Consider the following 21,193-nt stretch of genomic DNA (forward strand, 5'->3'; position numbering starts at 1 on the left):
GATTTAGGAAACAGGAAGTTCTATATTCCGTTCCTGTTTCCCATGATTTTTTAGTTGATTAGTTATGTAGCTAGGAGGAAGAATTAACTCTTCCCTCTCTATAGTTCATCCTAGTATATTAAATAACTATATAATGGTCATATTTAACCATCGTTGTTCCTTCTTTATAATCGCCTTCGGTCAATCCATTAGGCTCCCCTTGTAAGTTGTGGATAATATTTTTAACGAATCCTTGCCCCATTTCATGTGCATGTAGATACCCCCCTCCAAATCTTGGATTAATTTCAGATATCACATAGCCATGCTCAGTCTTAAAACAATCTATATCTATTGGTCCGAGAGGGTTAAGGGTTAAAATAAGTTTTCCTATAAGTTTTTTTAATTTTTCGTCTTTTACAACTATAGATTTATCCGTTTCACCAGCTCTCATATTGATCTTTCCTTTTAATAAATATATTAGTCGTTTTCCTGACGGGATTTTTCAATCATTCAGTGCGATTACTGATAAAATTGGCGGGATTATCAAACGTAGGTTTGGTCTGTTAGCTAAAACTACGAAAAACGGAAGAGCAATCCGCCCTTCCGTTTTTTATTATTTCACTTAATGTGCTGCTGCACCTCGGATTTTTTTAAATATACCTTTATCTTGGAAATTATTGATTGTTGCAGGAACCAAGAACCGATCTATTCCATAATATGCTGTCCCTTTTATGACGAAGAGAAGGATGATTGCCGCTGTTAGTAAAATCGGGTTAGTGCTTACTGTACCTGCCATTAAGAAGTTCAAGTTCATGAATGCCCCTGCAATTAGTGCTGGTAATGTCAATGCTCCAACGATTAAGCCGATACCAACGAGGATTTCTCCCCAAGGGATAAGAATGTTAATAATCTTTACGTTTGGAAGTACGGCTGTTTCTAAGAAACCAGCATACCAACCTTGAACTGCCGGGAATTCGCCACCAGCTTTTTCAATTGCCCCGTTTAAAAATCCAGCAGCATCGAATGCGCCAAGCTTATGCCATCCCGCTTCCAACCATTGAAACCCAAGCCAAATTCTTAATGCTGCCCAGACAATAGCAACTAAGCGATGCTCATACCATTTTTTCATTTCACTCACTCCTAAAATATATTTGTATAGATTGTGAAATTATTCACATATTATGTTAAAAAAATATATTGCTTTGATCAGCTGATTTTGAACTTAAGTTCTTGTGAATCACTTCACATTCTATTTACACTCTTAATATACAATGGTTTCCAAGATTCTGCAAGGGGTTTTAGATAATGTCACCGATTTGACAAAGGTGTAAAAGCCAAAGCTCAATGCTTTGTCATAGCCTGAGCTTATAAGTTCCTCAATGTGTAATTAGCTTGTTATTATGATTCCTATCCTTCTTCGTCAAATCCAAACTAGCATTGTATATAGTGTTATCCTCTACTGAATATGATGGAGCATTGGTTCCTGCGTTAGAAGTGTCTATTGCAGAAATGTCTGTATTCGTATGAAGGATGTTCCCCTTAATAATTGCATCAAACACATTTGTTTGTATCGGATCCCCGTATGGGCCTATCTTTATAAGGGGCGCACTGTTACTGTTGTTTTTTGCTAATACCATACTGTCCAAAAGCTCGAAGTTCTGGGCTCCTAAAATATATACGGCGGCACCGGCTTCGATATTTCCCATTACTTCTAGGTCAGAGTTCTTAATGGCGACATCCGGCTTCCCATACGTACTATCTACCATCAGCAAATTTCCTTTACTTTTTACAACACATTCGTCCAGAACATATTTCCCAACATTATTAATTGCAAGGCTCCCTGCCTTGAAGGAACATTGAATGTATGTACCAGCAGGAAGGACGGTCCCTGATTCATCACTATCTTCCACTTTCAATCGATCATAGACATTTTGGCTGTTCCCAGGTCCTAAAATTAAATCCTTTCCTTTTGTTTTGGCTTTAATGGCTACATTTTTCAATAGTACCGATTTATCCCGAATGTACAATGCTAGAGGACGAATTCCGTTATGCTGAATCGTTACATTTGATATTTTCTGACCTTCACCACTCCCCACGTCAAGGCTTGTATCAACAAGAGTAGATTTCCTAAAAGTGATATTTTTTCCAACTAAGTTAACCTCACCGTTTTTGAATTGGTTGCTCTCAGCCATAGCATTTTCAGAATCTAAAGTTAACCCTGAACCATTAAAAGAGTTATCTTTCACATCAATTTCCCCACTAAATCCTTCATGCACATATACCCCAACAGAATTTTTTACATTTTGTTCAAAATGGTTATCTTCAATCCGGACATTCTCACCGTAAGCAAGGACAACCTGTATGATGTTGTCGGTGAATCTGTTTCCTTTAATAATGGTGTTCTTTCCGGGATAGAATCCCGGTTCGACATCAATGCCACTCTGTGGGGCAGTTCCGTTCGTGTGATGGATGTGGTTGTCTACAATTTGCACCCCATCCGAACCAACTAAGCTAATTCCCTGCCTTCTGTTATATCCTATATCGGAATTTTTAATCGTGATATTTTTAGCAATGGCGACAGTCATCCGTTCTACCTGAACTCCTTTTGTTGAAGCGGCTTCAAATACCGCCCGAAAATAATCAGCTTCTTTTGGAATTAGTGATTCTCCTGAAAAATACGCTATTTGCTTATCCGCTTTGATAAAGCTTCCATCTTTTCGATAATAATATACATCTACTTTACTGCCATCGGCGATTCCATTTGGAAGCCAGAAATGTATATTTTCATATATTTTGTATGCAGGATCGTCAAAATTTGTGATATCTCGGTTATTTGTGCGAATCTTCCCTTTTGCTTTGACAGGTCTCCCCATATCGTCAATACTTCCTAACTCTAAATCTGTTTCCATAATAGAAGATCCCGTAATAGTACTTCCACCCACGAAAATACCGTCTCCCGTAAACTTTTCTGTTTTCACCCCATCAATAACCACATTTTCCGCCCCAATTATTGAAATTCCATATCCCCATTCATGTGTTCCAGCTGTTTCGGTTCCCTTTTTTGAATAATCGTGATGATCACGATCTCCCAAAAAAGTGCCTCCTTTCACAGTCACATTTTTCACACTTTTATCAAGGGATAGAACGGAATAGCCTTCAAATGCATTGGCCTCTTTTTGCAGTATTGTCTTTTCACTTAACATCAAGTCCATGTCGCTAACCATATAGATACTGTCTTCAGAATCAGATTGTTCCGTACCTTTAGCAATAAGATAAGTTCCATCCGGTATTATAAAGCTTTTATAGGCATTTTCCTTTGCCCATTGAAGGGCGGAGTTGATCCCTTTGGTGGTTTCCTGAGGATTGGTCCCGTCGTTGGACACATTCCATCGACCTAACTCAAGTTCATATGCTGGATTTTTTATCTCACTTTTTGTTTGAGCTGTGGATTCGGTAGCTGGTGTCATACCTTGATCGACCAGAACAACGGAACCCGCCATTAAGGAAACTACTACAACACATAAAATGATCCACCTTTTCATAGTATAACTCCCTGTCATCTTTCTTTAATTACTAAGTTAAATTTGTATTCTTATTAAGATAACTCTCAACGAGAACATGATAATCTGTTTGTTGAGATAGGACTAATTCTATTGCTTCTCGAACAGCCCCATTTCCACCAGTAAAATTACTTACAAAATTTACAGATTTCTTTACAATATCTGCAGCATCACTAGGAGCGCTTGAAAATCCAACTAATTTAATAACTGATAGGTCATTGATATCATCACCCATATAAAATACATTCTGTAGATTCATATTAAGTGAAGTAACAATTTCATTTAATGCTTCTTCTTTATTCGTGATCCCCTGGAATATAAAATCAACATTCAGCTCTTTTGAGCGAATATTGACAGATTCGGATTTTCTACCAGTAATTATGGCAATCTTTATTCCGTGGTAACGTGCTAGGCTAATACCCATTCCATCTTTCACATGAAAACTTTTATATTCGGCACCATTCGAACCAATTAGTAGTTTTCCATCTGTTAGTACACCATCAACATCTAATACGATTAATTTAATTTCGGCCTTTTTCATTATTTAAAAACCTAACCTTGTTATATCATGTAAATGAATCATAGCTATAGGTTCGTTTAGATCATTTACTACTGGCAAGACATTTATCTTTAAATTTTCCATGATATTCAATGCTTCAACAGCTAGGCTCTCTTGTTTAATCGTGTGGGGATTCCTGTTGTATAAATCTTCCACAGTAAGATTTATAAAACTTTGCCCTTTTGCTAAAGATCTTCGTATATCCCCATCCGTTATAATGCCAACTAATTTTCCATTGTTATCAATAATGCTTGTTGCTCCTACACCGGATTCAGTCATATTAAATATAGCCTCTTCAACTGTGCTCATTTTGTTTAATATGGGATTTTTTTTAGTAATTTCGATAATAGTATTAACTGTGATTAATAGTCTTCTCCCTAGTGAACCACCCGGGTGATAAACAGCAAAATCTTCGGATGTAAAATTACGGGCTTTTAATAACGCAATTGCAACAGCGTCACCTAATGTAAGCATTAAGGTTGTACTCGTAGTTGGTGCCAAGCCCAATGGGCAAGCTTCCTTTACCATACCAATACAAAGAATATGATCGGCTTTATTTGCTAAAGTAGAATGTTCATTACCTACAAATGCAATAAGTTTTGCGCCTATTCGTTTAATAGAAGGTATGATATTGATGACTTCATTAGATTCCCCGCTTTTAGACAGTGCCAATACAATATCGGAATCAGTTACCATTCCCAAGTCGCCATGAAGTCCTTCAGCAGGGTGTAAAAATAAAGAGGGAGTACCAGTACTCGCTAAAGTAGCTGTGATTTTCCGGCCAATAATTCCGGATTTCCCAACACCCGTTACAATAACTCTTCCCTTGCATTCAAGAATTACTTCTATTATTTTGGACATTTCTTGATTTACACCAGCTATTAAATTCATGATGGCCTGGGCTTCTTCCTCTAAAACTTCTTTAATGGTGGTTATATGACTATTAGTCGCTAATAAATTTGTCACAGTTGTACACCCTCCCTTTTTTTACATTCCCTTTATAAGTCTATCGATCTCTACTATAGGTGTAAGAACTTCCTCAAGATCATCAAGTTTAATCATATTCGGTCCATCTGATAAAGCATGATCTGGGTCAGGATGAACCTCTAAAAATAAAGCATCGATACCGACCGCTACTGCTGCACGAGAGAGATACGGGACAAACTCTCTTTTTCCATCGGTGCTCGTTCCCAAACCGCCAGGGATTTGCACACTATGCGTAGCATCGAAAACAACTGGAACATCAAATTCCCTTATGGTTGGTAGCGAACGCATATCAACCACCAAGTTGTTATAACCAAACGTCGAACCTCGTTCTGTTAATAAGATGTTATCGTTTCCCGCTTCCTTTATTTTTACTACAATATTCTTCATATCCCATGGAGCTAAAAATTGCCCTTTTTTAATGTTAATGATTTTGTTCGTTTGAGCAGCACTAACTAACAGATCCGTTTGTCTACATAAAAAAGCTGGAATTTGAATGATATCCACGATTCCAGCAACAACTTCCGCTTGGCTGGCATCATGGATATCTGTCGTAACAGGAATGTGTAAGTTACTTTTTACCTTTTCTAATATCTCCAATCCTTTATTCATTCCGGGACCTCTTTCAGAATAAATGGAGGAACGATTGGCTTTATCAAATGATGCTTTAAAAACAAACGGTATATTAAGTTTTTCCGTCACTTCTTTTATTACTTCAGCTGTTTCCATTATTAGTTTTTCACTTTCAATCATGCAGGGACCTGCAATCAACACAAATGGGCGATTGCCACCAAAGATAATGTTATCTTGTAATTTAATTTCCTTAACCATAAAGCTCATCTCCAATGGATATTAGATTTTTAATGGGATTTTATTTTTATTCATGATCATTAAGGCAAATTCGTAATCCTCATTCGTATCAATATCGATCGCTTCAATATCATCCAATTCTTGAAAATATGGGTAAAATCCAACCCTTCTTCTATGTGCTAAAAAGTGTTCCTTTTTGAAAATATAAAATCCACTTGTTTCTATATATATAGGCTCTATATCTTGAGTCCTTGGAATATCGTTACTTTCATAATTTAGCGTCTGACCTTTATACCAGGCAAAGGTTTGTTTTTTTTGAACACTTAAAGCAGAATCATAGCTTTCACTTAACACATTATTTAAAGCATTTTCAATTGATCTTTGCCTCATCAATGGTGATGTAGTGTGTGCAAGTAAATATATATCACTATCGACGGTATTAATAAAAGATTCATATATTTCATTGCCCTTAACCATGTCGCCATCTAAGTACGGATCTCTTTGTACAAATTTCACTCCTATTGGTATATAATCCATGATCCTTTCATCGCTACAAAAAACACAGACTTCATCAATTTCTTCGATACCCAATAGTGTGTTAAATACGTACCAACTTAATGAGTGATCACCTAACGGAAGGATATTTTTTTTTGCTAATCTTTGACTATTTAACTTAATTGGGACAAATGCTACTACTCTTTTTTTCAATATTAACATCTCCCGAAGAATTTGATTTTAACGTTATGTTCACTATAAAGAACAGTACCCGACGCTTTGTTAGACAAAAGATAATTTAGTAAGAAACGATTTAATAGCCCTTTTAGTTCTTTTTCTTTTGAACATATTTTCGCCTATTGAATAAAGAAAATCTATATCTTGATTCCTTATTGCATTTATGTAATCTATAGAAAAGTTCTCCTGCGAACCTACATTATTTAAAGATTCGATTACATTTCTATTTGAAACATATTCCCCTATTAAGCTTTTAATATTTGTTTCATCTAGGTTTCCATAAAAAAAGTTATATAAGCCATTTCTAAACAAATACAAGAGCATAATACTAATACCATTATATTGCTCTTGTTTAGTTTCTAAATAATATTCATTAATTATTTCCTTTTGTATTTGATAACCATTGAATACATCATCAAAGTAATAAGGCATATAACTATTTGTAAAGCCACCCATTCTGTAATAATATAAAGGCGCTTCAATAATTTTCACTCTTTTGGCTTTCATTAGAATTTCAAGATTGTAAAAAAGGTCATCCCCAAAGAAATGTATTCGCTCTAAAAATCTACCACCATCAATGAGTAACTCTTTTCTATATAGTTTGCCCCAAAGTGAAGCAGGAAATGCATTTCCATAGTGGAAGTAGGAAGGAACTATTTCCCTTTTAATTTCTTCGTTATTATAAATTTTTTCTCTATTAAAAAAGTAACTATCATACTTCCGTTTAATAATATGTCCATTGCCAAAGACATCAAAACTATTACATACAACTATATCTAGGTTGTTAGAAATTAATTCATTATATAATGTTTCAATCATTTGTTTGTCTATCCAATCATCTGCATCAACAAACATAATATTATTCGAATTTGAGCATTCCACTCCTTTTCTCCTCGTGGCGATGCTTCCTTCATTTTTCTTGTCTATTACAAGTATCCTACTATCTTTTTGTTTATATTTCTCACAAACCGACAAACTATTATCAGTAGATCCATCATTTACTAATATCAATTCAAAATCGCCAAAAGTTTGTTTAAGAATAGATCTGATACATTTATCCAATGTTTTCTCCGCATTATAAATAGGAACAATTACACTAACCCTCCCCATAATCTATCTCCTTTCAAATTCCCTTAAATACCTTAATATTTTTTACACAGGAAAATTAATCACCCTGTTTAGTTACTGCTGATTTTGCAAGAAGTCGATTCGCTACAAACTTTTGCATATATAAATTAAAATGTTTAGAGTGATAGATACGATGGATACTTTTGAATAGCACAGACTTTAAAGTGAGGTTAAAAAAGACATAGTTTACATTATATTTATCTATAGTACCCCATTGCTGTTTATAACTTTCATTCCCTCTAGTAAAGTCCACTATTTCATATCCCTCTTTACATGCCTCGAGAATGAGATTATATAATAAAAGATTGCCAACAGAGTACCTTTTAAATTTTATATTAAAGGCTGTAAGATAAAGATAGATCTTTTTTCCGTCTGTCTTTGCACATTCAACTGCTACAATTTCGTCATTATGAATTAAGTAAGATAGATGTAATAAATTACTATTAAAGAGGTTTTTAGCTGCCAGTAATGCATGCTCTCTTTCTTCCTTCAATCTAAATCTACTTGGAGTATTTGTTTTTTCCCATCTTTCACAATGCAATTCAAAAAGCTTATTCATTATTGGTTCTATCTCGTCTGCAGTCACTACTTTACAATAATTAAGGCTTCCATCTCTTTTTAATTTTCTTTCTTTAGATAGAACTTCTTTCACAAGCTTTTTATCAAATTTAAGTATTACTTCCTCAACATCTTTGTTGAGTATAAGAAATGGGCAAACGTCTGCTCTCTTTCTCTCAATCATTGCGTACTCCTCCGAAAGATGTGTATTCAAAAAAGAATCAAAGAATGAGTTCTCTGGTATATCTCCCCAAATTATGCAATCCCAATTTGATTTACCTTCATATATTTTATCTAATGCTTCACTAAGTATTTTCTCAGCCGAATATTCTTTTGATAAGATTGGAATTAAGTAGTCAGACAGTTCCGAACCCATAGGTTTTAAAATACAAAAACTTAATCCTGCAACTTTTACATGCGAGTAATAAAGTGGGATAATTCCTATCGTTTCATTATTATTTCTTTTTCTTATTTCTATAATGTAAGGAGTGATATTTCTTTGTTTGCTTTTGTAGTCCCACCAACCTTTAATCCAATTAATATCCTGAAAAGTTGTTATTTCACGGAATCCCTCTTTTAATTTTGCCCACTTTGGTAATATTTTTTCCAATGAATCAATTTGTTGATGTATGATTACCTCCATTTTTTCCACATCATCCTTTCCTTAGTTTGATAGAATTAAAGGGATCTTTCAAATTGAAAGATCCCTTTTAGATTATAGCTAATTTCGACAGAGTATTAATAAAAGTCCTTTTTGGTTTACTTCTAATATACTGTTGTTCCCCTAACTGGTAAAGATAGTCAATATCATTATGATTTATGGCATTTAAATATTCCTTTGAAAAGAATCTAATCGAACCGGTATTATGAATACTCTCTATAACACTACAATGATTAACATATTCCCTTATTCGTTCCTTTATTTCTAACTTAGTAAGATCACTAATAAATAAATTATACAAACACGTTTTAAACGTATTTAGTAACATAATACAAATACCATTATATTCAATTTCTTTTGTACTTTGAAAATACTGATCAACAACTTCTTTCTGAATTTCGAAGCCGTTAACCATGTCATCAAATAAACTGGGCATATATTTGCTTGTAAGACCACCTAATCTATAATAATAAAGCGGTTTATCAATGACCTTAACCCTATCCGCCTTAAGGAACATTTCTAAATTGTAAAATAGATCATCCCCTAAAAAAGAAATCCTATCTAAATATTTTCCGCTATTCCGAACTAATTCTTCTTTAAATAACTTTCCATGAAGGAATGCAGGAAATGGATGCCCATGCAAATAAGCTACCACTAAATCTTTTTTGACTTTTTCTTTATTGTAAATTTTATCTTCTTTAAAATATATACTATGGTTTTTTTGTTTTATTAGGCCTTTCCCTAACACTTTATAAGTATTGCATACAATGATATCAAGATTATTCTTCGTTTCATTGTATAGTTCTTCTATCATTTTTCTATCTATCCAATCGTCCGCATCAACAAACAGAATATAATTAGATCTTGAACTTTCTACTCCTTTTCTCCTTGTAGCAACGCTTCCTTCATTTTTCTTGTCAATTACAATTACTCTGCTATCCTGCTGTCTATACTTCTTGCAAATTGACAAGCTATTATCAGTCGAACCATCATTTACTAATATTAATTCAAAATCGCTAAAAGTTTGTTTAAGAATAGATTTTACACATTTATCCAATGTTTTCCCTGCATTATAGATAGGAACGATTACACTAACCTTACTCATCAACTACCCCTCTTTCAGAATTCCCTCTAATGCCCTAATATTTTTTTCATAAGAAAAGAACTCCTTACGTTCTCCGCTTTTTAATCTGTAATAATCAATCAAATCACGGTTTGATATTATCTTCTTTAATCCTTGATAGATTCCGTTTTCAGTATTTTCAACTAATAAACCGTATTTTCCATTTTCTAATATTTCTTTAGGGCCATTGCAATTAGTGCTTATTATAGGTAAATCCAAAATCATCGCTTCGGCAATTGACAAAGAAAACCCTTCCGTTATTGAAGGTGAAATATAAATGTTACACTTACTTATATATTTATATGGATTTTCCTTGAACCCTAACATCGCTACTTTATTATTCAAAAGAGGGTTATTTTGAATTTTTTCCATTAAATTTACCTTTTCTGGTCCATCTCCCAAGATGATTAAATTAAAGTTATAACCTTCCTGGAATAACTTATTGCAAGCATCTAATAATCTGTCTACCCCTTTTTCAATGCTTAATCTACAAGAACAAATAATTACCATATCAGATTTGAATTCATAATCTAATACTGCTTCATTTGATAGTTTAGTTATTTCATCATTATTGATAGGGTTATATAGTACATGACATCTATCTTCGGTACCATATTTATTACAAAATCTCTTTTTTGCAGCATTGGTCAGCAACAGTATGTGATTAAACTTACTGTAAGTTCTATTTTTGTACCATATTTTAATTTTATTAAATATAGAGGGATTTTCTGTTTCTAGATATTCTAATCCTCCATGAATCCACATCACTTTTTTACACTTGTTTACACTAATTGGATATGAGAAAACGTCTTTAGTAGTAACAATTATGTCATAAGATTCTTTCACAATGAATGAATTGATTACTGTATGTGGGAAAAACATAAATAGATAATATAAAATTCTTTGATAAGCCCCTTTAGGAGGCTTATTAAATAAATATTGTATGTTCACCATTGCTGGAATCTTTTTAATGTTACTTATTTCTCCTTCTGTCTTATACATAATAAAAAGAGTAACATCAAAAATAGAATAATCGATCCCGTTCAATGTATTTACAATAACTTTTTCTACTCCACCAATTGACATCACATCTGTGACTAACAAAAGCTTTTTTTTTTCAATAAAAACTTCCTCCCTATATTCATTCAGAAGCATTAAATTGTTTTCATTGTTAACGGTTGGCGATTCTCATTTTTCTCAGATAATACTGCATCAAGATCTACTCTTCTAAATACTTCGAGCATTCCGCCCCTAGTAGCATTATAAATTTTTATATGATTACGTTCGGCATATTTCTTCGCTTCTTTGTATGCGCTAATCATTTTTTCACCAGCTGATAAAAAGGTAGGATCTACAAGACCGTATTCTTTGAAATGATGGTTCATATTACTAGAGTAGTTGCAATCAGCTCCAAGTAAATAAATTTCTTTAAAACCCATATATACTGCTATTTGAATGAGGGAGTATGTAATGGAGTACCCATCATATACTACAGCAAAGGCATCATCGCTAAATTTTGTGTTATATTTTTGGTGATTCATATTATGGTTCAGCAAATTCAGTGGAAAAATAAAATGATTATCTGAAATATATTTATGATTTAAAATTACATCACCTATGAATGTACATTCGACATCTAATTTTTCTATATATTTCTCAAGCTTATTAAATACACTTATATCCTGAATACCATAATATGTTGGTCTCCAATCCGTTTCATCGAAAGCTAAACAGATTGAATTCATGCTAAAGGTAACTTCATTGTCTAATTTTTCCAAATCTTCAATTGACAAACTCGGGCCTGTTGCTACAATAAAGCACCTCTCACCTTTATGCTTATTTTTTATATTTCTTAGCTTTTCATACCGACTGTTTCTATTAATATGTTTTACTCTTAAAAACTTATTAAAATTGAAACTAATAGTATCAATAACATAGGGATTGATAAAGTACTGTAACTTTCTTATTTGTTTAAGGAAATAGTATGTAAATTTATACCTTTTCAAAACCTCTTTTATTGTCATACTTCCTACCTCATTTTCAAATGTTGGTTGACTTATAAAATTCTTTTACTATTGGTAATGTTCTGCTCTTAGGGAGTTGATAATGCTCATTAATTTCTGTTTCGAGTTCCGACATATCAGCTTGCCGAATTGCCTCCCCTTGTAAGAAGAACTGTTCAACATCTTGCGAATGATGTGAAGCTAACATTTTTCTTTTTATTATTCGTTCTTCTTCTGAAATATCTATTTTTATTTCTTTAAACTTAGTTGAAAGAGAGGGCAAAAACTTTATGTCTAGAGTCCCTAAAGGCTGTTCTAGGTTGTATTCGGCCCATTCAAACACATTAAAAAAGCCAATTTTATTACATACAGATTTAACAACCAAACTTGTCATATCATGATCGCCATGGCCACCTTCAATGCAATGAACATATATACGTCCCGGATTCAATCTTTGTATGAGTGCATGAATATCCACAGAAATATTTTTCAAATACCGTTGTGTGCCTCCATCAGGATAACCAAGACAAATTATGTTTTCTTTTGGAATATTTATTAGTGATAAAGCTTGGGCTGCCTCAAAGTATCTTATTTCGGACTTCTTTGTTGATTCATTGACTTTAAGTTTCCAACTTTCGCCATCCCTACCAGTTCCATTTGTGACAAAAATTACTTTTATGTTTTCACCATTCAAACTATGCCGATATAAAGTAGTACCTAGACCTAATACGTCATCATCAGGATGGGCTGCAAAGACGAGTACATCTGTATGATTGTTATGATCATTAAGCGGAAGTTTACGTCCCAACATTTTATATGGATATCTATATAATCCCCTGATATATTCTATCATCTTGATGATATTTTCATTTCCATGTATTTTTTGTTTCAATTTAAAAATAAGCCTTTTAAACAGCAACAAATTCACTCACCTTTTTATAATATTGAGATCGAAGTGTTAGCCGACACTTTCAAATAATTTTTTTATTTCATAAGTAGTGTTAACATTAGTTCTTTTTAGGTTGTTTTTAAACTTTGTACATAAACTTGGATTACTAATAAGGGTAATGAGAGCTGAATAAATTTCATTTTCATCGAATTTTTTAATTAGTCCATTATGTCCGCTCTCTATCTGTTCTCTAGCACCAACAAAATCTGTTGTTACAATCGGTTTATTGAACGCTCTTGCCTCGGCCAATGAGATACAATACCCTTCATGTCGAGAAGGCTGGACATAGACATCACATTGTTTTATATAGTTATAAGGATTTTTCTTTGTTCCTAACAGGATCAAGTGTTCCTCTAAACCAAATGTCTTTATCAAATTTTCGAGTACCGGCCGACTTTCACCTTCTCCAATACAATACCATCTAATATTGATTCCTTTTGATCTTAACTTCATGAGTATACTTGGTATAATGTCTTGCCCTTTCTCATAACTTAATCTTCCTACAGTTAAAATACGGATACCATCGTATTGGTCATTGAAACCTTCATCTTTTTCTGCCATTTTAGCTAGTTGTTCCTTATCAAGGATATTGTAAAATACAGATGTTTTATCTTTTAGATTAGGAAAAAGATTATTGAACTTGTTCATGGCGTATTCTGAAACACAAAATATTTTATCGTACTTCTCATAATATTCTTTATAATCCTTTAGTTCCTTTACCCACTGGGAAACGTCACAGTGTATCCAAGCAATCTTTGTTTTAGCTCTTAAATGTTTCATCACAAATACTACTGGAAAAGATGCTGGTGCTTGGTAAGCAATTGCTAAGTCATATTCTGATTCAATCTTTGGAATAATTTTAGAGTGATAAAAATCTTGGTTATATGCGCCTTCAGCCATTCTAGCTCGAAGCGTATACCAACCTATTTTAAAAGCGCGAATAAATTTACCACTCTTTGTATAATTCCATATCTTTTCTATTCTAGATTTTTCATAACCATATAAACAATCGACCTTTATATGATCTGGAATCTCATCTTCAAGCTCGCCACCAGTCCCCATCACTAAGACTGTTACATCATACTTTTCTTTTGGTATAGATTTCAGCATTGAAATCAATGACTTTTCTATACCTCCCATAACCATTCTTCTAGTTACAATAACTATTTTTTTCATTTAGTAAAAACCCCCTTTCTTACATGGCTGACCGTCCCAACTTTTTTTCGACTGCTATGAGTCTACCGTTATTAATTTTGAATACAGTATCACAATTTTCAATTGTACTTAGTCTATGCGCGATAATAATCAGCGTCTTTTCCCCTTTTAAGCCATCAATGGCCTTCATAATTTCTTTTTCTGTTTCATTATCTAGTGCTGATGTTGCTTCATCCATAAATAGTATTTCCGGATTATGGTACAAAGCCCGAGCAATTCCAATGCGTTGGCGTTGCCCCCCAGAAAGCCTCACTCCCCGTTCTCCCACTGAAGTGTCTAATTTATTGGGGAGGGCTTCAACAAATTCCTTCAATTGTGCCTGATCTAGGGCTCTCCAAACTTCTTGGTCGTCGATCTGTTCACCATCCATCCCAAATGCAACATTCCCCCGGATTGAATCATCAGATAGAAATATAGATTGAGGGATATAACCAATTTTCTGTTGCCATAAAGATTTTAAATTATTTAAATTTTCTCCATCTACAAGGACGCTGCCTTTATCCGGACGAAACAATCCAAGGATAATATCAACAAGGGTTGTTTTTCCAGCACCGGATTCGCCAATAAATGCAACCGATTGGCCAATTGGAATCGTTAAAGAAATATCCTTTATTGAATATTCCTTTTGATTTGAATAACGAAAAGAGACTTCGCTTAAATCTATTGAATCATTAAAATATTTCCCCTCCTTATTAGATAATAATTCAATACCATTAGTAGGATTACTATTTGAATACTCCTCTTTATTCATAAACAAATCCTCATAAATAACGGCTAATGCGGGTTGACTATACCGTATAGTTGTTATCATTGCCATAATTCGATTGATCGAAGGCATAAGTCGAAATGCTGCCATAGCAAAGAGGGCCATTGTCGATACAATTTGAGATGTATTTGTACCTTGAAAAATAATAATTAGCATAGTGATAAGGACAATAGATACTAATAAAGTTTCAATAAAAAGTCTAGGTGTTTGATCTAACATCATCATATAACGACTATTATTTGCGCTAATTTGACTTTGTTTTGTATATGCATTAACAAAGAAGTTTTCTTTTCCCGATACTTTTACTTCTTTGCTTGCTCCCAAACCCTGATTAACCCATTTAATCATCAATCCACTTACTTTGTGTTGCTCTTTTCCTAACGCATTCATTTTTTTGCGAAAAACTTTAAAGAATAAAAAAACACTTCCACCTAATAAGATAGAAGCTGTTACTGTCGCTACCGGAGCCGTTACTAATAACATAGATAAAATACAAATGACCACAAATAATTCTGTTAATAACTGAAATCCAGACATCATTATTCCTTGCAAAACCCTTGGTACTTCTCCATTTACATTTCTAAGTAAATTTGCTGTATTCCTTTGTAAATGAAATGTATATGGTTTTGTTAAGTATTCTTCAAACAATCTTCGCGATAGTGTTACTTGTTGATTTAAAATTATTCTGTTTTGTGTGTATAGATATAGAAGAATATATAAATTCTTTATGACAAATACCATTAGTAACAATATGACCGAAAAGATCATAAATGAAGTGGTTGATTGAAAATTAAACAACTCGAATACATAAGCCAAAGCTGCTTGTTCTTTTATGGCTTCTGGATTAGTTACAATGCCGACAAGAGGAACAATTAATCCTATTCCCAATGTTTCAAACAACGCTGCAATTATCATCATGAAAAATAATAATAATAACTTTTTCTTCTCTCTTTTGTTAAATAGAACAAGCAATTTTTTGATATTTCCGCTCAAATCTTTCACACCTTCTCTCTTTTTAACTCGCTTCAAAATAATATACTTAACAATAGACAATTCATACTTTTCTTCTCCCTAATACTAGATTAATAACGCGATTATATAATAACGGGTGAATCTTCGCGGCAATCAGCAGAATTTTAACTGTCTTCGGATATTCAAGCAGTCTTATTGTTTTATTAAAATTTATGTTTAAAATTTCTATCACGCTATAATATTCATTTTTATATTTGTGAAAGTCCCCATTAAGAGATATCAAATTCAAAATAATCATCGCGTGATTAGCAAGTTTTAATATTACCAGTTGGGATAACTGTGGATAATTCACTTTTATTAACTGATGCATCTCGTTATATATTAATACGGCATCAATTCTTAAGTTTTTAATAGCCAAATCCATGATACTGTTTTCACGTTTAATATAGTGATATTTTGGTAATCCTATGCTGCAGACACGTTGACTTTTATGAATCACTTTATATGTGAATGCTGTATCTTCATATATCCTTCCCACAGGAAATCTTATATCATTCAATAGATTTCGCTTAATTAATTTTGTCCATACAACTTCATCATATAGTTCACCTTTAAGTATTTCCTTCATTGCTTCGTTTCTATCATGTATTGTTAATGGATGCGTACCATTAATAACTGTTTTATCAGTAAAATAGATAGTACTAGTACAGCTTGATATTTCACAATCATTTTCAGTACACATATTGTAGAGTAGTTCATACATATCCGGTTCAATCCAATCGTCACTATCGACAAAACCAATATAATCTCCTTGAGCAATTTCTAAACCGGCATTCCTTGCATCTGCTAGTCCTCCATTTTCTTTATGAATAACTTTAATTCTTGCATCTCTTTTTGCATATTCATCACAAATTTCTCCACAACAATCTGGAGATCCATCATTTACAAGGATTAACTCAAATTCTTTAAAGGTCTGGGCAAGTATGGAATTAATACATTTATGAATATATTGCTCCACCTTATAAACTGGAACAATAATACTTATTTTCGGTGCCATTATTCCAATCCTTTCAACTAATATAAGTAAGAAACTTTTGTATTTCATCTGTACTTTCGTAAGTTTTATGCTCTAATGCCTTGCTTAGTTTTTCCCTTTCACGTTTATGATCTATAATATATTTAATTTTGCTGTATAATTCTTCTTCATTAGATACTATAATTCCAGTTACATCATTTTCAATTTGTTCATATGCACCTATGAAATTCGAAGTAACAATGGGCTTTTTTAAATATTTTGCTTCTGCTAATGTAATACAATATCCCTCATGCCTAGATGTTTGCACATAAATATCAGCTTGGAAGATATAAGGATATGGGTTTGTCTTTGCTCCCAAAAGAACGAAATCATTTTTTAAGCCATACATATGGATTAATTGTTCATATTCTTTTCTTTCATTTCCTTCACCGATACAGTACCATCTAACTTCATAGCCTTCATCACGTAATCGAGATAAAACTTTAATTGCCATATCTTGACCTTTTTCCTTTGAAAGCCTACCTACAGTTACAATCTTTAGACCCCTGTAATCATCATCAAATTTTATCGGTACTTGTGACATTTCTTTTATTAAATCTTTTGGAATAATATTCATAAACACTTCAGTCTTTTTGGCTAGAGATGGTACTTTGTCTATGAGGTTGTTCTTTGCCTGTTTTGACACTACAAATACTTTTTCAAAACTTCGGTATAGTTTTTTATATAATTTTTCATTGATCCTATGTTTAGAAACATCAAAGTGAACCCAAGATATTTTCTTATGGGCAGTTACCTTATATGCTATATAATAATCGATAATATCTGTAGGTCCTTGATATGAGATTGCAATGTCATATTTATTGGGATTGTTAGGTATACTTTTTAACACATTTTGATAATAAAAATGTCTATTGTTGAAATACTTGGATATAAAATACGCATTAATAAAAGAAGGTATTTTTAGAAACTGTTTATTATATAGGAAATTTTTAACCGTTTGTTGAGGTGGCTGCATAATTATTGGCTTTACATCGCTAAACCAGTTGGATTCTTCAATCTTCACCCAATTTGGGATACTTTCCAAAAATCCGCCTTTTTTTTCTAATAAAATAAGGGTGATATCATATTTATCTTTTGGAATAGCTGACAGTAGGGAGAGTAATGATTTTTCAACCCCACCAATATTCATGTTAGTAACCATAAATAGAATTTTCTTCTTCATCTTATTCACCTCAGCCCCCAGACATTAAGTTTTTAATTTAAATTAATGTAAAAAGCTCGAGCTGCTTAAAGGCATTACCCTGAGTTTTTTAAAAACTATTCGCTATTTTTAACAGCTTATCCATCTCCAATGCGTTACCTACTATTTCCCTTTGTAGATTTATCTTTATTTTCTGTCTTAATTTATCATCATTCAATAATCGGATGATTGCGTTGTACATTTGATGCTCATCAAAACCAACCAAAATACCCGTTTCTTCGTCCAATAATTGTTCAGCCGCGCCAGTGAAATTTGTGCTAATAATCGGATTACTAAAGCACCTTGCTTCAGCCAAAGTGATACAATATCCCTCATGACGAGATGGCTGAACATAAATGTCACAATGCTTCATAAACGGATACGGATTGGAGTTGACCCCTAAAAGTTTAAAATCATTCCCAAGGTTATACGAATTAATAAGTTGTTCGTACTCATATCTGGCCGTGCCATCACCAACACAGTACCATCTAACATTAAATCCATTTTTTTTAAGTTTAGCTAACACAGGAATGGTTAAATCCTGCCCCTTCTCCTTACTTAATCGTCCGACAGTTAAAATACGAACTCCGCCAAACTGATCTTCAAAACCTACTCCCTTTTCCGCCATTTCCTCTACTAACTCTGGTGATACAATATTTGTAAATTCATCAATTTTGTCGTTTAATTTTGGTAACATACGAGCCAGCTTATTTTTCCCCTCTTTTGATACTACAAAAATCTGATCGAATTTCTTGTAAAGTTTAGCTGCAAAATACTTATTAAAACCTATTTTTGTAACATCGAAATGAATCCACTGGATTTTCCTTTTTGCCTTTGTTTTATGAGCAATAAAATAGCTTATGAAGTCCATAGGACCGGCATAAGCTACTGCTATATCGTATTCATTTTTGTCTAATGGATATTCTCTCAAAACATATTTATAAAAAAGACTTCTTTCTTTTGTAATTTTAGAAATAAAGCACAAAAATGTCATTATGACAGCTTTTATGATTTTCCGTTTTTTTAGGAAATCTAGTGCAGTTACATGTAAAGGTCCTTTTAGGATTTCTTTTATGTTGTGATAGCCCTTGAAATACTTGACCTTTATGCCACTAGGGATGGAATCCAGGAAGCCACCATACTCTTCTAACATTAAAATTGTTATGTCAAACTTATCTTTTGGAATCTCTGATATCATATTAAGTAATGCTTTTTCAGTTCCACCCACATTCATATTAATCAGCATAAAGAGTATACTTTTCTTTTTAGGCATATTCACTTTCTTCCTATCCTATTAATTGATAGAACTTATTGATTTCTTCAACATTCCCTTTTTTCTCAGCGTGCAAGTATTCAATAATTTCATCCCTTAATTCAACATCATTTATTAATTGTAAGATTCCCTCACACACCGCCCCAGCTTCCATATCTACAACAAGCCCATTCTTTCCTTCGACCATTTGATTATAAACTGCATCAAACCTTGTGGCCACTACTGGTATATTAAGCATGCGGGCCTCCGCGATTGCTAGTCCAAACCCCTCAAACCTTGATGTCTGAACATAAATATCAGAGTTTTTGATAAATGGATACGGGTTTGCTTTAATGCCCAATAAGATAAAATTTTCACATAGATTATTTTCTTTAATATATTTTTCAATTTTTTCTTTTAAAGGACCTTTCCCCAATGCGTACCATCTAAAATTAATGCCTTTTTCTTTAAGAATTTTACACGCCTCTAAAGCTATATCATAGCCTTTACCTTCATCAAATCTGCCAATAGTTAAAAGTCTAATTCCATTAAAACTATCATCGTAGCTCTGTCCGACATTAGCCATCTTAGAGATAAAATCAGGATTATTAATGTCGTATATAATATCTGTTTTCATTGTATAAATAGGAAATGTCTCTAAAAAAATCTCTTGAGCTGATTGGGATACTGTTATTATCTTATTATATTGATCATAATATTTTTTTTGGAACTTCTTTTCTTGTTCATTTAATTTGTAACTAGTATTCACCCATGCAATTTTTATCTTTGATTTTACTTTTTCAGCAACAAAAAAAGTTGGAACACCTTGTGCATAGCTTATTGCAATATCGTATACTTTTGGATTGCTTTCAATTACATTAGAAACACTTTCCCAAAAAATTCTAGCAATTTGTGAATTCCCATAGCCTTTCCGACGAATACGAATAGAGTAATTAAGTCTTGCAAATAACATTCTTAAATTAAAGCCCTTTATAGAATAGACGAAAGCTTTATTAACATTTAATGTAGTGAACATTGTGTATTTTAAGGGTCTTAAAATATTTACTTCCTTAGGAACAAATTCTTCAAATACCCCACCATGACCAAACATCATAAGGTCTACAGAATACCTTGAATAATCCAAAAATGATAACAAAGTAACTAAACTCTTTTCAGCTCCACCGCTATCTAATGAGTCTATAACGAATAATAATTTTTTTTTCACTTCCTAGTCACCCACAATTAACTAACATTTTATTAGTTTATATATCATAATTTTCTAACTTACTTTTTGATTGCCTTCGTACCTATTTACCTCCATCCCGCTTTTTTTGCCACTTAATAAATTCAAGCAATGTTTTATATTCTTGAATTTGATCTTTTTCAACACCGGAATCTTTTAGTTCATGAACAAAATCAACCCATTCTTCATCAAGCGGTTGTGGCTGAGTTTCTGAATTTGCGTCCGAAATTAATAGTGCTTTCATTTCCACCCCTAAAACTAATGCGATTTTTTCCACTACATTAATGGAAGGATTTTTATTGACGTTCCTTTCGATATTGCTCAAATAAGATTTGGCTATACCTGCTCGATCTGCCAGCTCAGTTAATGTAAAACCTCTTCTCTTTCTTATCTCATATATATTTTTCCCTATCATTCCTTTAT

20 protein-coding genes are annotated in these 21,193 nt (G+C 33.0%); all 20 read right to left on the reverse strand.

What is annotated here, in order from left to right; all coding sequences use genetic code 11:
• Positions 1-118: 118 nt before the first annotated feature.
• Positions 119-430 (reverse strand): ATP-grasp domain-containing protein, encoded by a 312-nt coding sequence (locus tag KHA88_RS17305; RefSeq protein ID WP_213099789.1) that lies wholly within the window; start codon positions 428-430, stop codon positions 119-121.
• A gap of 171 nt (positions 431-601) precedes the next feature.
• Positions 602-1,108: a DoxX family membrane protein gene (locus KHA88_RS17310; RefSeq protein WP_213099788.1), complete on the reverse strand. Its 507-nt coding sequence runs from the start codon at positions 1,106-1,108 to the stop codon at positions 602-604.
• A gap of 247 nt (positions 1,109-1,355) precedes the next feature.
• A complete protein-coding gene (locus KHA88_RS17315; RefSeq protein ID WP_213099787.1) occupies positions 1,356-3,521 on the reverse strand; it encodes a right-handed parallel beta-helix repeat-containing protein in 2,166 nt (721 codons plus the stop codon).
• 31 nt (positions 3,522-3,552) lie between these two features.
• Positions 3,553-4,080 (reverse strand): KdsC family phosphatase, encoded by a 528-nt coding sequence (locus KHA88_RS17320; RefSeq protein WP_213099786.1) that lies wholly within the window; start codon positions 4,078-4,080, stop codon positions 3,553-3,555.
• A 3-nt stretch (positions 4,081-4,083) separates the two neighbouring features.
• Positions 4,084-5,064, reverse strand: coding sequence for a KpsF/GutQ family sugar-phosphate isomerase (locus KHA88_RS17325; RefSeq protein WP_346729077.1), 981 nt, complete (start codon positions 5,062-5,064; stop codon positions 4,084-4,086).
• Between the two features lie 21 nt (positions 5,065-5,085).
• Positions 5,086-5,913, reverse strand: a complete 828-nt coding sequence (gene kdsA / locus KHA88_RS17330; RefSeq protein WP_249308767.1) for a 3-deoxy-8-phosphooctulonate synthase — start codon at positions 5,911-5,913, stop codon at positions 5,086-5,088.
• 21 nt (positions 5,914-5,934) lie between these two features.
• Positions 5,935-6,600: an acylneuraminate cytidylyltransferase family protein gene (locus KHA88_RS17335; protein WP_213099785.1), complete on the reverse strand. Its 666-nt coding sequence runs from the start codon at positions 6,598-6,600 to the stop codon at positions 5,935-5,937.
• 69 nt (positions 6,601-6,669) lie between these two features.
• On the reverse strand, positions 6,670-7,734 hold the full coding sequence (locus tag KHA88_RS17340; RefSeq protein ID WP_213099784.1) for a glycosyltransferase family 2 protein: 1,065 nt from the start codon (positions 7,732-7,734) through the stop codon (positions 6,670-6,672).
• 55 nt (positions 7,735-7,789) lie between these two features.
• The gene (locus KHA88_RS17345; protein WP_213099783.1) at positions 7,790-8,953 is read right to left on the reverse strand and encodes a GNAT family N-acetyltransferase; all 1,164 of its coding nucleotides are present in this window, start codon (positions 8,951-8,953) and stop codon (positions 7,790-7,792) included.
• A gap of 67 nt (positions 8,954-9,020) precedes the next feature.
• Positions 9,021-10,076, reverse strand: coding sequence for a glycosyltransferase family 2 protein (locus KHA88_RS17350; protein WP_213099782.1), 1,056 nt, complete (start codon positions 10,074-10,076; stop codon positions 9,021-9,023).
• A 3-nt stretch (positions 10,077-10,079) separates the two neighbouring features.
• The gene (locus KHA88_RS17355) at positions 10,080-11,249 is read right to left on the reverse strand and encodes a glycosyltransferase (RefSeq protein WP_249308765.1); all 1,170 of its coding nucleotides are present in this window, start codon (positions 11,247-11,249) and stop codon (positions 10,080-10,082) included.
• Positions 11,249-12,118, reverse strand: coding sequence for a 6-hydroxymethylpterin diphosphokinase MptE-like protein (locus tag KHA88_RS17360; protein WP_213099781.1), 870 nt, complete (start codon positions 12,116-12,118; stop codon positions 11,249-11,251). The genes KHA88_RS17355 and KHA88_RS17360 overlap by 1 nt, the downstream gene beginning before the upstream one ends.
• Positions 12,119-12,134: 16 nt before the next feature.
• The gene (locus KHA88_RS17365; protein ID WP_213099780.1) at positions 12,135-12,989 is read right to left on the reverse strand and encodes a PIG-L deacetylase family protein; all 855 of its coding nucleotides are present in this window, start codon (positions 12,987-12,989) and stop codon (positions 12,135-12,137) included.
• A 66-nt stretch (positions 12,990-13,055) separates the two neighbouring features.
• On the reverse strand, positions 13,056-14,222 hold the full coding sequence (locus KHA88_RS17370) for a glycosyltransferase (protein ID WP_213099779.1): 1,167 nt from the start codon (positions 14,220-14,222) through the stop codon (positions 13,056-13,058).
• Between the two features lie 19 nt (positions 14,223-14,241).
• The gene (locus tag KHA88_RS17375; protein ID WP_249313308.1) at positions 14,242-16,056 is read right to left on the reverse strand and encodes an ABC transporter ATP-binding protein; all 1,815 of its coding nucleotides are present in this window, start codon (positions 16,054-16,056) and stop codon (positions 14,242-14,244) included.
• A gap of 25 nt (positions 16,057-16,081) precedes the next feature.
• A complete protein-coding gene (locus KHA88_RS17380) occupies positions 16,082-17,056 on the reverse strand; it encodes a glycosyltransferase (RefSeq protein WP_213099778.1) in 975 nt (324 codons plus the stop codon).
• A 13-nt stretch (positions 17,057-17,069) separates the two neighbouring features.
• Positions 17,070-18,257, reverse strand: coding sequence for a glycosyltransferase (locus KHA88_RS17385; RefSeq protein WP_249308763.1), 1,188 nt, complete (start codon positions 18,255-18,257; stop codon positions 17,070-17,072).
• An 88-nt stretch (positions 18,258-18,345) separates the two neighbouring features.
• Positions 18,346-19,548: a glycosyltransferase gene (locus tag KHA88_RS17390; protein WP_249308761.1), complete on the reverse strand. Its 1,203-nt coding sequence runs from the start codon at positions 19,546-19,548 to the stop codon at positions 18,346-18,348.
• A 13-nt stretch (positions 19,549-19,561) separates the two neighbouring features.
• Positions 19,562-20,752 (reverse strand): glycosyltransferase, encoded by a 1,191-nt coding sequence (locus KHA88_RS21350; protein ID WP_213122613.1) that lies wholly within the window; start codon positions 20,750-20,752, stop codon positions 19,562-19,564.
• Positions 20,753-20,834: 82 nt separating this feature from the next.
• Positions 20,835-21,185, reverse strand: a complete 351-nt coding sequence (locus KHA88_RS17400; RefSeq protein ID WP_213099777.1) for an XRE family transcriptional regulator — start codon at positions 21,183-21,185, stop codon at positions 20,835-20,837.
• Positions 21,186-21,193: the final 8 nt, after the last annotated feature.

This window comes from Lederbergia citrea (assembly GCF_018343525.1).
Classification (GTDB): Bacteria; Bacillota; Bacilli; order Bacillales; family Bacillaceae_C; genus Lederbergia; species Lederbergia citrea.